Genomic DNA, 14,444 nt, shown 5'->3' with positions numbered 1-14,444 from the left:
GATGGCGAAAACTCGTACGATGAAGTGGCATGGAGAATGGTCGGCTTATAGTCCGCCCAAGACAACGGTCAATCCCCCGCCTCCTCGCAGCCGAAATCCTTACTCTTTCAAGATACCCCCAAGGCATCCCGCTGCAAAAAACCGATCGTGGGTTTGGTTTTATCCATCAGAGCCACATATCTACGACAATAACACTGATTAGCTACGGCTGGCCGACGTCGCTACGTTTCGTGGAAACTAAAACCGTCCAACTTTTGAAGCCATGATTAACAAATGTCCATTCTCGATGCGGTAGGCATTCAAGTTTGAATTCTTCTTTCAAGAACCGGAAATCTTTGTCTTACGATTTGATCACAGGTGCAGCCACGGCTGGTTGCGGGGTTGTTTTAACTGGTGCGTAGTAGTAGCTGGCGTAGTTGTAGTAAGTGTACTCTTTGAGGTTGGAGCTGGAGCGATTCAAGATCACGCCACCGATGTTCACTTGGCGCTCATAGAGAAGATCGAGCGCTTTTCCAGAGAGGCGGGCCATCGTGGAGGACATACGCACAACGAAAAGCACCGTATCAAGCTTCGGCGCAAAGGAAGCGGTGTCATCGGCCACGAGGACAGGAGCGCTGTCAAAGATGACATAATCGTATTCCTCCGACATTTCCTTGAGCATCTCCTCGGCAGTTTTGGAAAGGAGCATTTCGGATGTCTGGTCAAAGACATCTCCACGAGCGAGCAAGTCAAGGTTCCGTGTGCTAGTTTCCTGCACTGCGTCACGCCAATGCAGTTTTCCACGCAGGGCTTCACTAAGGCCAGGTGTGGAGGGGAGTTTGAAGAGCTCACTCACACCACCACGGCGAAGGTCACAGTCCGCGAGCAATACGCGAGCACCAGCGAGGGCCATGGTAACGGCTAAGTTGGAGGTAACAGTCGTTTTACCTTCATTGGGCACAGCCGAAGTGCAAAGAATGGTCTTCGGCGGCCTTCCATTCCAATTTTTGAAGAGGATGGATGAACGAATATTGCGAAATGCTTCGGCGTAGAGATGGCGGTCATCATTGGGGCGAAGGAGTGCCACATCACCGCGCTGCCGCTGCTCTGGAATCTGGCCAAGCACCTGCTCACCGGGAAAGAGTGCCTGGAATTCACTAAAGGAGTTCATGCGGTCATCCAGACGATCAAAGAGAAGGAGAATAATAATGCCAGCGCCTAAACCCACGATCAAACCGACAATGATGGGCATTTTCCAGTCCTCCGTGTGCTCAGCAGCAGAGGTGGCACGCTCCTGCACGGCAACATAGTCACTTTGTGTGTTGAACATATTTTGAAAGCTTTCTGCTTTCTCGAACATCGTTTGGTAGGCAGTCTGAGAAATTTCGGCTTCCTTTTTGAGCTTTTCGTATTCGGACATTTTGGCACCTAGCTCGAGTGCTTCTTTCTGGCGTTCAGCTATCTGCTTGTCGAGAACTTGTACACTGCGCTCAAGGGCTTGCTTTTGAGAGGTCATTTCGGCCTGAATTTGCTCTTCGTATTTGAGAAGCAGAGCTCTTTGCCCCGCGATGTCTTGGCTAATGTCCACAACTTGAGGGTGACTTTCTTTAAAAGTTTCCATCAAAGAATTCTTTTGGGTCGATAGAATGGTGATCTGTTGCTTTGTGCGCAGGTAATCCATCTCGGTCAAGGTGAGACCATTATTCATGGATGATGGATCTGAGTTCACTTGCCCAGCATTACTAGCTTCCGTTGTCTTACCCGGTGCGTTTCCTGCACCACTGACAGCACCAGCATTGGCAAGTCGCTCACGGTTTTGCATTGCGACGCTTACGTTTGTTATGGCCAAATCGATTTCAGCCAAGGCGGTGCGTTTTGCCTCTCTCTGTGCCTTTAAGGCAGTGAGGAAACTAGCTGCCTCATTATTACCATTCGTAATGGTGAGGATGTTGTTGGCCGCGCTGAATTTGTTAAACGCCTCATTTTTTTCCTCCATGGTTTTCTGCTTATTAACCACCTCTTGGAGAAAGGTACTCAGCACTTTACCCTGCGCCTGCTCACGGATAATTTGACGAAATGCGATGAACTCATCGAGCAGTGCATTGAGGAAAATTTGTGTGTATTTTGGTTCTGATCCGGTCGCTAAAATGTTGAAAATAGCGGACCCCTTGGTCTGACGAACGACGATTTCGACATCTGAGTCTTTAAGATCGGGGTGCAGAGAGTGAACGCGTTCGCGTGCCTTGCGGATCATTTCTGCGCTCTCGATGGTCTCGATGATGGTACCATAGAAGTCCTGGAGTTGCTCTTCCCACTTATAATCGGACCCTGCAACCATTCGGCCACCAGCGACCATCTTTGCCAGGGAACGAAAAACTTGCGGTTTACCTGTAATTGTAAGTGCCTGCACGCAAACTCCAATACTGGCTGTCAAAAGGAGAAACCACCAGCGACGCCGCAGGAGGATTTTATACCGCTGGAATTTTGCAGAAGCCTCGTGGATGCGATTCAGGGTGCTGGACTGCATCTGACCGGCATTGGGGAGTGATAGATTTTGCTCCATAAGACGGGATTTGGTTTGGGCTTTTTAAAGTAAAATGTGACGGTCAGCCTGCACCTAAAGGTGCATGATTAGAAATTCACTTTTTTCTCCGGAATGATAAGAACATCATTTTTCCGCAGATAAATGTCATTATGCATTTGGCCTTTGCTCATAATGCTGTCCACATCCACGAGCATAGTTTTATCTCCATTGGGCGTGTGACGGACAACTTTTACATGACCTTTATCAGCAAAGGCCGCAAAGCCCCCGGCACGAAGGATCGCCTGACTAATGGTTACATCCTCTGTCTTGGGTATGTCGTACTTGCCTTGGCGTAACACAAAGCCAAACACGGTGTAAGTTTCTATTTCATCAACACCGGTTTTTAAGGCTTCTGGTGGATAGGCATCAATGGAAATGAGAACTGTTGCGGTTATAAAGAAGCTCTTTTCCAATTCTCGCTTCACATCCAATGCCAACTGTCGGCAAGTCTTACCAGCGGCACGAACCAAGCCAACATAAGGAACCTGCACCTCTCCTGTTTGGGCCACCTTTTGTTGGACCGCGTCTTTTCGGTCTTCCAATACTCGAATACTAATCGTGTAGCCTGCATCAATTGGCTGGCGATCATCAAGTCGATCCATGGACGCAAGTGTTGAGGCACCTGAAACGATACCTGCCCCGCCAGAGTTGTTGGCTGCCTGCGGTGCTGCCGTGGGCCTTGACTCTGGCGGTCTAAAACCTGGGTCTTGGGCAAAGGCGTTCAGTGATAGAAGAATTGCCGTACAGCAGATACTAAATAAGGAACGTTTCATACGGGGACGATGGAGGAAGTGGAGAGGGGAGAGAAAAGGGTCGGCCGAAGGCCGACCCTGTGTGTGGAGCCAGAGCTATGACAGCTAGGCGGAAACCGCGTTAGAAATTGTATGTATATCCAAGAATCACACGATGCTGGTCGAAATTGAGCCCAGAATTGTCAGCTCTGGTTGTAAAGTACCGATAGCCCATGTTGATGGAAGATTTTTGAGTGAGCGCCCACCCAAAATCCACGTTGAAGGCATGCTGATCGAAACCTTGACCTGGGAAGATAGAAGCATCAGGTGGGGCAGAGTGACCATAGTGATAACCTAAACCCATGCGGACCTTCGAGGTGATCTGATGGCTGTAATATGCATCCAAACCATATTGGCGGATGGAAGACTGATTCCTCTCGGAAGAAGGTGTAGCGTCTTCGTAATACCCTGTCAGCGATAGGCGGCCACCCTTGGATGTAATTATTGATACTCCATAATTGATGTAATCGGCAGTAATGAAGTTAGATGTCAGATTGAGAGCTGATTCATGACCCAAGCTCAGAGTGTGGCTCAAGCGGTTGTTGATTTGGTTCGTGATCGAGAAGTTAAAGTAGTAGTCGTCCAAATCATTGAAGTCGCCAATCGCAGGGGCAAGCAAAGTTGTGGGCTTCGAAAACTGCATTCCTTGGTAACCAGCGGCCATTTTGAGGTAAGTTGCACTGCCAAGTTGTGTGCGAAAGAAGGCACCTAACGTAAAGGTATCGCCATCATTCAGAGCAGGTTGCTCGTAGCGTAGGCTGCTATAGCTACTTTCGATTCCTGCACTCCATGTGCCGTGTGGGCTGTAGGTGATATTGCCAGAGATGGTATTGATTATGCGATTATAAATATCAAACCTGCCGTCCAAGGAATTGGCATAGGAATTGTTGAAGCTCAAGGAAGCGGTCCACTTTGAATTGACAGCCCAGTTCATGACGGCACCCAAGTCATTTTGGAACACCCCAAAGATGTTCTGGGTATTGAGCGTAAACGCATTGCTGACAGCAGGGCGAACTGCGACTCGGTCATAAAGCGTCACATAGACAGGCCCGATTTTCATATCAAAAGCCAGCGTACTACCAGGAAGAATATTCAACACCATGTTGCCACCGCCATAAGGAGATGCCTGAGGGTTGCTGAAGTAGTGGTCAAAGCCAAAGCTTGTGGTGAGACTGAGAACGTTGTTTTTAGTGACCCTGTAGTTCGCATCTACGTTGAACAACGTCGTGGATATAAAGTCCGAAAGGCGGGCATTACCGCTGGCACGGTTGATATTGGAATTCCACTCCAAGCCTTGATACAGGCCCAGCCCGACATTGACAGGCCCTAGTTTGAGATTGCGGCGTCCTGAGAGGAATGGATCGGACGTGTATGTCGGAGCAAAGTAGCCGGTGGAAGATGTGTATTGACCAGAATAGTTCGTGTAATCCCCGACAGCACGCGATGCGACTGCTCCACTGCCGCTATTGACAGAAGGTTGAGCGATGGAGCGGGCCTCACGCAGGAGGTCTTCAGGACGCATTTGAGACTCTCCATCTGCTCCTTTGTAGGTCCCGCTATCGTAGTCATACACGACATCACCGCTACGGACGCCTGAACCTGCTTGCTGCATGTGACTGGCACGTCCACGAAAGTCGTCAAAATACGAACTGGTTTGAGAAGGTGAAATTCCAAACTGTGCATAAGCTGCTGTAGTTGCGAAGAACACAATCAAGGATACAGCGAGTTTAGAGGCACGTAACGTCATATGGGGATTCGTTGACTTCGTCAGCATACAGTCTGGGGAGATCTGGTTGAATATTGTGCATATAAAAGCAACCCGTTCTCATTTTGTCTATCTTTAAAACCTCTCAAGTTTGAAAAACCGCACCTAATCATGTGATTGAAGTATGCCATCGGCGGGCTGGACGTGAGCGGAAATCGAATTCGAGCTGAATTTCTCTGGATTCGGCTGTTCCCCAGCCACGAATCGGTAAATCTTGGTTCTTTTTCAGCCATTTTTGATGAAGCTGCCCTAGAAAGGTGATGATTTGTGATGATGGATGACGGGTCATGGGTTTGATCTGCTATATTGAACACTATAACAAGCTGTTCAAGTAAACATACCAATCTTTTCCTCTTCTCGTGGACACCTAGGATACACAGAGGCATCGGCTGCTGTTAACTTGTCCGTTTTCGCATGCCTATTCCCGCTCCCACTCCCTCACGTATCGCCATCCCTGAGTATGCAATGGCATTGGCCCATGTCGCGAGTCTGCGATCTGAAGATCCTTTTCGCAAGGTTGGGGCGGTAGCCTTCGATTTCGCAAATCGCGTCATCGGCACAGCCTACAATGGCCTTGCGCCGGGTTACGACGCGGATGAGGCTTTTTGGCAGGACCGTGATGCACGGCGCAAATTCATGCTTCATGCAGAGGTGAATCTGTGCAGCCTTTTTACACGGGGAAATGTGAAGCTCGTCGCCTGCACGACCAAGCCCTGCACCAGTTGCATGCAGATGCTCTGCGCCTATGGCGTCAAGGAGGTCTATTACCGTGATGACTACCCAGAGTCCGAGGCTGATGCTATCGCTGGGCGTTACGGCATCCCGCTCATCCAGCTCACCAATTACCCCTCCATCGTCGCGGGTATCGACACTTCGCCCGTCCCCCGTTGAAGAAAAGTGGCTGATTTAGCCCAAAAACGCCCGCGCATTTCTCTCCGCTATCTGAGCCGCTTTTTCGCCCGAGAGGCCTGATTCCTGCATTTTTAGCAAAGCGGCCTCTGGGTAAAAAAACGGCGCATGCGTGCCCAGGCAAAGTTTATCCACTGGCCAGATCTGGAGGGTATTTTCCAGCCCACCGACTCCCTCGATCATCGCACAATCTAACCACAGCGAGTTGCAGCCTCGTAGCGCCGTGGTGATTATCGCAGAATTGGCATTGAGCACCATCACTCGGGCCTGCGGGGTGGCTTTCAGCAGTGCTGGCAGCGGCTTCAGATCGACTGGGGGCATCCGCAGGAGTGGATTCTGCGTCCGCACATCCTCCATCTGCGCCACGATCTGTAGTGCCAGACCACATTTTGTCACGGCATCCAGACACTCTCGGAAAACTGGGCTCTCCAGTGTGTAGCCATGGCAAGCCGGTAGCAGCCGAAGTACCTTCATCCCATGCTCCTCCACACAGCGCCGCAGATCTTCCTGCCAGGCCGGCAGGAGCGGATTCAGGCAGCCTGCGGGAAGTAGCACTCCTCCAGAGGCAGCACAGGCCGTTGCCAGCCGCTCATTCACCGCAGCTAGATCGCGATGCAGCACAGCCTCCAGTGAGCCCGTGATCGCATGCGATATCCCACGGCGGCGCAGGCCGGCCACATCCACCGCAGGCACATCCCGCGTCGGCCACTCACCCAGGGAGAAGTTCACATCCAGCATGGCCTGAGGCTCCTCTGCATGGATTTGCAGCGCTGGGGCAGCTAGGAGCGTTGTCGTCGTCGCGATGAAATGCCGTCGATTCATGGTGGAGTGAGATAGGGGTTATGCGTCGATCCTTTTCGCCTTCAAAATGGGCTGCATCAGGCCGCGTAGCGTCTCGCGGAAGATTTGTTGCTTCTGCACATCCGAAATCGCCGCACCATGCACTTTCGCGAGCTGACTGGCAAAACTACGCCCCCCGCAGTCGCTCCCGTAGATCACACGTTCAGCCCCCAGCTCCCGCACAGCCATCTCCGTGTAGCCGGCACAGGGGTCACTGCCAGCCAAGTCCGCGAAGAGGTTCTTCTGATCGCGGATCGCCCGGATTCCCAGCTCCCAGTTCCCTCCCGTGTGGCCGCAGATGATCTTCACATCGGGGAAGCGCCGTGCCAGCGCCACGAGATCCTCTGGCGTGGACTCCCCGGCATCGTTCCCACCGGTCTTGAACCAGGTGTGTTGAAATATCACCGCATGCAGATCCGCCGCACGGCGAATGAGAGGATCGAGATTCTCGTGCGAGCATTTCTCTGCCACCCACAGCTTCACACCCAGCATCGGGCCTTTCGCCACGCAGCGCTCGATCTCCGCTAGGCTCGCCTCCACATGCTTTGGGTTCAGCGTCACAAAGCCGAAGGCACGATCCGGATATTTCGCGATGGCACGCAGCACCTCATCATTTTGGCGGCGCAGATCCTCGGGTCCAGGATCACGCGACCACTTCATCCCCATGTACACGCACAGCCGCTCGATGCCCATGCGATCCGCATACCGCAGTAGCTGACCTAGCCTCTCCTCCGGCGTCAGTCCCGGCACCCCGGAGAGGTGGCAATGAAGATCCCAGATGTGAAAAGATAACGAAGAGGCCATTTCACTCCATCAAACGCCCGTTGGACACGAATTCTCCGAGCCCTCCCAAAAAACTTCGCCGAGAAGGCGAACGGACGAGAATGAGTCGGCTCATTATTCCATTTCACAAAGTCGCGAGATGTGAGGTATAGGCGCGACGATGCCTCATATCTCCTGCGAGACTCGCTATTCATCATTTCCGCCTCACCGCCCTAGCGGAGGCGGTGTCTTATTTACTGCTGCTTGGCATCGCGATGCCACTGAAATACCTCTGGGGCATGCCGCTGGCAGTGAAGATCATCGGTAGCCTCCATGGACTACTTTTTGTGGTCTTTTGCATCACGCTGGTGCGGGCTTGGCAGATGGCGGGGTGGCCGTTCGCACGGGTGGTGATGCTGTTTATCGCCTCTTTGATTCCGCTGCTGCCGTTTTGGCTCGATAGGCAGCTCCAGCGCTGGCAGGAGGCTGCGGCATGAAAAAAATCATCATTCACAGCGACGGCGGTTGCCATGGAAATCCTGGCCCCGGCGGCTGGGCGGCTGTTTTGGCCTATGGTCGGCATTTGAAGGAAATCACCGGCGGAGTGCCCGCGACCACCAACAACCGCATGGAGCTCCAAGCGGCCATCGAGGCCCTCAATGTGCTCAAGGAGCCCTGCGAAGTCGATTTCCACACGGACAGTGAGTACGTGCGCAATGGCATCACGACCTGGATCGCAGGCTGGAAGCGCAATGGCTGGCGCACCGCCGCGAAGAAGCCGGTCAAAAACGCAGATCTTTGGCGTCTGCTCGATGAGGCAGCAGCTCGTCACACCATCCGCTGGCATTGGGTGAAGGGCCACTCAGGTCACAGCGAGAATGAGCGCTGCGACACCCTGGTGCAGGAAGTCATCGCAAAGGTGAAGGAGAGCCACTCATCCGCGCAGCTCGCAGCGGCGCTGAAGGAGTTCCAAGCTCAGGAGTGACCCGCTGCATCTTGCTCTCACTCTTGCTCTTCATCTTACTCTCTCCTGCCGTGCCGAGATCAAAGATGAAGAGCGAGAGCAAGGGCAAGAGATGAGCCTACGGATTGCTCACGGGCAGTGGCTTGGCGACGACTTCGTTCGGCGGCATGATGGTGACGTTGATGCGGGTCATTTTGCCATCGAAGGGGGTGCTGTTGGGGTAATCTTTGGCATTGAGGATGCCAAAGCTCTGACCGGCCACGAGGCCGACTTTGGGCTCTGCGGGAAAACCGCCGGGGAAGGGCGTGAGGTCGAGGATTTCGCTCTTTCCAGGCACCGCGATGGACATGAAGCCACTGTTGCTGATGAGGGCGCGGATCTGGGCCGATCCAGCTTCCAGGGTGTCGGCGGCGATGCTGGTCGCCTTCCCATCGACAAAGAGGGTGAGCGTGGGCCTGCTAGCGACGAGGTGGAGCACGTAGCCGAGCTGAGAATCTCCGTGGGAAAGGAGCGTGCTATCGCTGTCGATCTCTGGGTTGTATTCAAAAGCAGCATTGATGTAGATGCCGCGCTCTTGGATTTTCGGGGCATTCTGCGGGGCGATTTCATCTCCGGCCTGGAGCCCTAGCTCCACACTGCCAGCGGAGCTGAGTTTACCATTGACCTCGGCAGCGGGGCGGCTGGCCGATTTGAACTCCGGGGGGAAGGATGCGGCGAGGCGGGTCTTTTCGGCAGCGAGCTCCGGTTTCGCAGCGAGATTGGTCCACTCATGAGGATCTGTTTCATGATCATAGAGTTCCTCACTTCCGTCTGCATAGCGGATGTAGCGCCAGCGGGCATCCCGGGCGGCGTAGGAGGCGTTTTCGCCACCGCCACTGGTGGTGATGGCGGGTTTTTCACGCGTAGCGGTGGGATCAGCCAGGAGGGGCTTCAGGCTTGTTCCATCGAGGTGGGCGGGAGGCTTGACGCCGGTGATGTCGCAGAGTGTGGGATAGAGATCGACGAGGGATGCGGGTTGGGCGCTGACGCTATCAGGTTGGCTGATTTTCGGTGCGACGATGGTGAGCGGAACGTGGGTGGTTTCCTCCCAGAGCTTGCCTTTATGCCACATTTGCTTTTCGCCAAAGTACCAGCCGTGATCGCTGGTGAAGACGATGGCGGTGTTTTTGGAGTGTGGGCCTTTTTCGAGCGCATCGAGCACTTGACCGAGCATGGCATCGCAGAAGGCCACATTGGCCAAGTAGGCTCGCACGGCTTCTTTCCACTTACCGGCTTTCGTGATGATCTGGTGGTGATTTTCGCCTTTGAGATGGCCTTTGGCGGCCTCTGGCACGTCGTTGAGGTCATCTTCACGCACTTCGGGCAGGGTGATGCTCTCCAGCGGAAAGAGGTCATAGTACTTCTGCGGCACATACCAGGGCGAATGCGGGCGGTAGAGCCCTAGAGCGAAGAAAAACGGCTTTTTCTGCTTTTTGCCGAGGAAGTCCGCCGCGTAGGCCACGCACTGGCCATCATCGGTCTGGGCGTCTTCGACCGGGATTTGGCCCCAGTCCCAGTGCCAGATATTCAGGCCATTGAAGTTCTGCCCGGTGTGTACGGGTAGGTCAGGGATCTGCACGCCTGCACGCGGAAAGCGCTGGTCCCAGGCGCTATCGAGCTCAAAGCCGCGCCTACCGCCGTGCCAGCCTGCGAGCCGACCTTCTGGCCCGCCATGGTTGGCGTGAAAAATTTTCCCAGCTGCAGCGGTCATGTAGCCACTGGCTTTGAAGTGCTCTGGCATCGTAGGCTTGCCGGTGAGCTGCACGCTGCGCCGCCAGTCCTGCTCATTGCCAAAGACGCCACTGCTGGAGGGCAGCATGCCCGTCAGCAAGCTAGCGCGGGAGGGATTGCAGAGGGCGTAATTGCAGTGCGCATTGGTGAAGCGCATGCCCAGCTTCGCCAGACGGTCCATGTTCGGCGTCTTGGCCTGGGGCAGCAGTCGCAGATCATCCGCGATGATAAAGAGCACATTCGGCTTGCCGTAGGCAGAGGCAGAGCTGCTACGGCTGCTTTTCTTGCGGGTGGCAGCATGTAGCGCCGTAGCGGTGAGAAGAAGGAATACAAAAAGGAGGCGCATGGGGCAGGTTTTAACTCAAGCGGATACGCCCTCTGTCAACCAACCTTCCGTCAGAGGTTTGGTGCGCTCGGATCAAATCATGCCGTGGGTGAAAGTGCTCAGTCCCCAGTGCTCAGTCGGATTTTCGGCCGTTCGACTACTGAGCACTCCGCACTGAGCACTTTGGCGAAAAGCCCCGAAATCAGCAAAACCTTCATCCCCTGCCCTGCCGGGCACGCTTGGCCTCCTGCTTGATGAAGAGCGGCTCCAAATGCTCACGTATCCAGCAGAAGGCTGCTTCTAGGCCCTGCTGCTGATAGAGGACACCGATCTGCGCCTCGACCTCGGTCGGATTTCCCGTGCAGGAGAGGAATTGGTTGCAGGTGAAGCGTGTCTTCATCTCCGCATCCACTTTACCATGCTCACGCAGGATGTGGGAGCGCACGTAGAGCTCCAGCACGGCGTCTCCGATCCACGCTTTTTCGCGTACTCGCTGAGTGAGTTGGGGGGTCGTCATGGGTGGGGAGAAAAAATCGCTCGCCGTGGCTCATGGCTCATTCCCACGCCAATTCGGTGCCCACGGGCAGCAAGCGCAGTGCACGGGCCAGATCCCAGTTCGTGAGGCGGAAGCCGCCAATGCTCTCCTGCTTCGCCATGTGGCCGGGGATGCTCGTGCCATGCAGACCATAGGGCAGCGGTTTCAAGTCGCTGGCCTTTGCCAGATGGACCCACGCGAAGCCGACCGGATTATTCGGCCCCTGTGGCAGGCGGATGGGGCTGCTCAGTGTCAGCGTGTCACTGCCGCTGCTAATGAGGCACGGGCGGTCGATGTGCTCCAGGATCACCCAGGCCCCACGACCTCGCAGGCCGGGCCGAGCAACGGAGATGGGCATGTTTGCGACCACCACGTCACCACGGCGGATGATGAGGCGCTTCAGTCCAGCGATGACGGCCTTCACTGGCGCAGCGGCATCCGCAGCAGGCCGTTCCGTGCCTCTGGCTGTCTTCTCGATCTCAAACGGCTCCACATTCGGCACCAAGAAAACGGTGCCAGGTGCCTCTGCATTCTTCAGAGCGGGATTGATCCGGCGGAGGAAGGACTCGGACGCGTGGAAGCGCTCCGCGACGAACTCCCACGCATTTCGGTAAGCGAGGAAGCTCTGCGATGTCAGCGACTCCAGCGTGACGGGCGGAGCGGCATCTTTTTTGCCAGTGCTGATCACGGGCTCTGGCGAGATCCAGCGCAGGTCTTCATCCCGCAGGGTGTACTCGGTGTAGGCACCGCCGATGGCGAGCATTTCGGCGGAAGGCTGGCCCTGTGGTGTGAATAGCCGCCCCGGTGTCGCAGCTTCAAAGGCCGTGAATGCCGCATTGTAAGTCGGGCCCGGCTGTCCGTCGATCGGGCCGATGGTGTAGCCCTGCCGATCGAGAAAGACCTGCGTGCGCACCAGCGATGCAGCCCCCCACGCATAGGTCCCGATGGAGCGACGCGGCTTGTGAGAGATGAGCAGCTCAGCGAGCTGCTCCTCACGCGTTTTGCGCTTGGGCTTCTCTGTCGGTGGGGGCGGTGGAGCTTCTTCCTTTTTGGCCTCAGCGCTTTTGGGCTCCTCTTTGGCCGGTGGGGGCGGTGGAGGCGGCGTCATGGCCTTGATGTCGTCCACGCCGGGGATGCGGAGCTTTTTGCCGACGAGGATTTTGTCCGTCGTCATGCTGTTGAATTTCTTGATTTGCTCCACCGTGACGACGTAGCGCCGTGCGATGAGGCCCAGCGTCTCACCACGGCCGATGGTGTGATCGAGCGCCTGTGCTGGCGCGGTTTTCACGGGCTCTGGAGCCTTGACGGCTGCGGTGGGGGATGTCGTCGGGGCTGCGGGCGCTGGGATGGCGGACTGCGGGGGCAGCTCTGGCTTCTTCACCTCGATGGGCAGGCCCCACCCGGCTGCATCCGTGGCCTCTGGCTGCCAGAGCCACTTCACGGCCTGCTCCAGACCGGGCTCGATGGTGGGCGCGATGAGTGACGGTGGCGTGACCTGCTGCGCGAGCGTGGCGGTCATGCCGAGGGTGAAAATGAACGCGGCGTGTTTCATGCGGCCTGCTGGGCTGTAGATTTACTCGACGAGATAAAGGATGCGTCCGCAGGAATCGCAATGCGTGAGGCCCGTGGCCTGCCGTAGGGACTGCACAGTGCTGCTGACCACCTTCACATGGCAGCCGCGGCAGACACCGCCCTCCATCGCCACCACGGCGTCGGACTTCTTGGAGAAAATGCGTGTATAAAGCTCCATCATGTCTGCATCGACCGGGGTGGCCAGTTTGACCCGCTCTGCCTGGAGTTCATCCACGCGGGCCTTCACCGCTGCGGAGCGTTCATCGAGTGCCTTGATCTCCACATCCACGCGGGCCTGTGTCTCGGCCAGTTTCGCCTGCGCGGTCTTCAGGGTGGCTTTGGCCGTCTCCAGTGCCTCCATCTGCTCCAGCTCGCCATCTTCCAGCTTGGTGACATCCGTCTTGTAGCGCTCGATTTCATGGCCCAGGGCGGAAAACTCGTCGTTCTTGCGTGTCTCGAACTGCTGGTCCTGGAGGCGCTTGATGGTGTTTTGCCGGGTCTGGATGTCGAGCTCGATGCTTTTGATCTTCACTTCGATCTCCTTCATCTGCTGGGTGGCCTTTTCGACGGCGGCCTGATCCCCTGCGAGCTGCGTCCGTGCCCGCGCCTGCTGGAGCGGGATGTCTTTGAGGTCTTTTTGGAACTTCAGGATGCGCTGATCGCGTTCCTGGACTTGGAGGAGCTGGGTAAGGACTTCGAGCATGTGTGTGAGATGCTTCTAAGTGGTTTCGCAAACCACTTCAATGCCTATATGGGCGACGCATGCCTCTTTCCGCCCCTGACACACCTGTATCCACCGCGCCGCTCGGCATCGAGACGGCGCTGGGGCTACGCCACAGCCCCGCACCGGGCTGGCGGCGTCTGCGCCTCACCGTGGCCTACTGCGGCACGCCCTGGCGCGGCTGGCAGACGCAGGAAGGCGGCGGTGGTGTGCAGGATGAAATCCAAAAAGCCATCCGCAAAGCCACCGACATCACCACCACCGTGCATGGCAGTGGCCGCACCGATGCCGGCGTGCATGCCCTAGCCCAGACCGCTCACGCAGATGTGCCCGAGAGCGTGCGCATGAGTGCCGATGCCTGGATCAATGCGCTCAATGCCTGCCTGCCCCCCACCATCCGCATCACCAGCGTGGAGGATGTGCCACCGCTCTTTCACGCACGCTTCGATGCCTGTGGGAAGATCTACCGCTACCGCATCTGGCGTCCGCGCATGCTTTCGCCCTTCGAGGCGGATCGTGCCTGGCATGTGTACGGCCCGCTGGATCTCGATGCGCTGCACTGGTGCTGTGAGAAGCTCATCGGCACGCACAACTTCCTCCGCCTCAGCGCCAATCGCGGTGACATGCCCGAGACACTCCGCCGCACGCTGCCAGAAAAAACCACCCGCACCATCCACCGCGCCGACATGCGTGAAACCGAGGGCGGCAATGTGCTGGAGTTCGAGTTCCAGGGCAGCGGCTTCCTTTATAAAATGGTCCGCCTCATCACTGGCAGCCTCATTCACGTCGCACGCGGTCGCGAGCCGCGCGAGTGGTTCGGCAGCCTCCTGAGTGATCCCACCGGTCGCCAGAGCAACCAAACCGCACCCGCACAGGGCCTCTACCTCGTCCATGTGCTCTACCCAGACACAGCACCCTAATTTTTTC

Annotated in this window: 14 protein-coding genes; 4 read left to right on the top strand and 10 right to left on the bottom strand. The window is 56.0% G+C overall.

Going from position 1 to position 14,444, the window contains the following annotated elements; all coding sequences use genetic code 11:
• Positions 1-340 precede the first annotated feature (340 nt).
• The 4 genes from IPK32_10725 to IPK32_10710 form a co-directional block, all read right to left on the bottom strand.
• Positions 341-2,542: a polysaccharide biosynthesis tyrosine autokinase gene (locus IPK32_10725; protein MBK8092423.1), complete on the bottom strand. Its 2,202-nt coding sequence runs from the start codon at positions 2,540-2,542 to the stop codon at positions 341-343.
• Positions 2,543-2,610: 68 nt separating this feature from the next.
• Positions 2,611-3,336, bottom strand: a complete 726-nt coding sequence (locus tag IPK32_10720; GenBank protein MBK8092422.1) for a polysaccharide biosynthesis/export family protein — start codon at positions 3,334-3,336, stop codon at positions 2,611-2,613.
• 100 nt (positions 3,337-3,436) lie between these two features.
• Positions 3,437-5,101 (bottom strand): hypothetical protein, encoded by a 1,665-nt coding sequence (locus IPK32_10715; protein MBK8092421.1) that lies wholly within the window; start codon positions 5,099-5,101, stop codon positions 3,437-3,439.
• A 127-nt stretch (positions 5,102-5,228) separates the two neighbouring features.
• Positions 5,229-5,408 carry a hypothetical protein gene (locus IPK32_10710; protein MBK8092420.1) on the bottom strand — a complete coding sequence of 60 codons (180 nt, stop codon included), beginning with the start codon at positions 5,406-5,408 and terminating at the stop codon, positions 5,229-5,231.
• 176 nt (positions 5,409-5,584) lie between these two features.
• Between IPK32_10710 and IPK32_10705 the strand changes: the two genes are divergently transcribed.
• Entirely contained in the window at positions 5,585-6,010 is a 426-nt protein-coding gene (locus tag IPK32_10705) for a deoxycytidylate deaminase (protein ID MBK8092419.1), read from the top strand.
• 15 nt (positions 6,011-6,025) lie between these two features.
• Here the strand turns inward: IPK32_10705 and IPK32_10700 are convergent, their stop codons facing one another.
• Complete coding sequence (locus tag IPK32_10700) at positions 6,026-6,850, bottom strand: metal-dependent hydrolase (protein ID MBK8092418.1); 825 nt, start codon at positions 6,848-6,850, stop codon at positions 6,026-6,028.
• An 18-nt stretch (positions 6,851-6,868) separates the two neighbouring features.
• A complete protein-coding gene (locus IPK32_10695; GenBank protein ID MBK8092417.1) occupies positions 6,869-7,672 on the bottom strand; it encodes an amidohydrolase family protein in 804 nt (267 codons plus the stop codon).
• 146 nt (positions 7,673-7,818) lie between these two features.
• On the opposite strand from IPK32_10695, the gene IPK32_10690 reads away from it, so the two are divergent.
• Both IPK32_10690 and rnhA read left to right on the top strand, forming a co-directional pair.
• Positions 7,819-8,127 (top strand): DUF3817 domain-containing protein, encoded by a 309-nt coding sequence (locus IPK32_10690; protein ID MBK8092416.1) that lies wholly within the window; start codon positions 7,819-7,821, stop codon positions 8,125-8,127.
• Positions 8,124-8,615: a ribonuclease HI gene (rnhA, locus tag IPK32_10685; GenBank protein MBK8092415.1), complete on the top strand. Its 492-nt coding sequence runs from the start codon at positions 8,124-8,126 to the stop codon at positions 8,613-8,615. Before IPK32_10690 ends, rnhA begins: the two co-directional genes overlap by 4 nt.
• A gap of 97 nt (positions 8,616-8,712) precedes the next feature.
• Here rnhA and IPK32_10680 read toward each other — a convergent pair whose 3' ends face one another.
• From IPK32_10680 to IPK32_10665, 4 genes are all read right to left on the bottom strand, one after another.
• Complete coding sequence (locus IPK32_10680) at positions 8,713-10,710, bottom strand: sulfatase (protein ID MBK8092414.1); 1,998 nt, start codon at positions 10,708-10,710, stop codon at positions 8,713-8,715.
• Positions 10,711-10,903: 193 nt separating this feature from the next.
• Positions 10,904-11,206, bottom strand: coding sequence for a hypothetical protein (locus tag IPK32_10675; GenBank protein ID MBK8092413.1), 303 nt, complete (start codon positions 11,204-11,206; stop codon positions 10,904-10,906).
• Between the two features lie 37 nt (positions 11,207-11,243).
• Positions 11,244-12,776 (bottom strand): LysM peptidoglycan-binding domain-containing protein, encoded by a 1,533-nt coding sequence (locus IPK32_10670; GenBank protein MBK8092412.1) that lies wholly within the window; start codon positions 12,774-12,776, stop codon positions 11,244-11,246.
• A 21-nt stretch (positions 12,777-12,797) separates the two neighbouring features.
• A complete protein-coding gene (locus tag IPK32_10665) occupies positions 12,798-13,499 on the bottom strand; it encodes a hypothetical protein (GenBank protein MBK8092411.1) in 702 nt (233 codons plus the stop codon).
• Positions 13,500-13,558: 59 nt separating this feature from the next.
• Here IPK32_10665 and truA point away from each other — a divergent pair, with 59 nt between their 5' ends.
• The gene (truA, locus tag IPK32_10660) at positions 13,559-14,437 is read left to right on the top strand and encodes a tRNA pseudouridine(38-40) synthase TruA (GenBank protein MBK8092410.1); all 879 of its coding nucleotides are present in this window, start codon (positions 13,559-13,561) and stop codon (positions 14,435-14,437) included.
• The last annotated feature ends 7 nt before the right edge of the window (positions 14,438-14,444 follow it).

This window comes from Verrucomicrobiaceae bacterium (assembly GCA_016713035.1).
GTDB lineage: Bacteria > Verrucomicrobiota > Verrucomicrobiia > Verrucomicrobiales > Verrucomicrobiaceae > Prosthecobacter.
The sequence above is the reverse complement of the archived record's forward strand: the minus strand, read 5'-3'. Positions and strand labels throughout refer to the sequence as shown.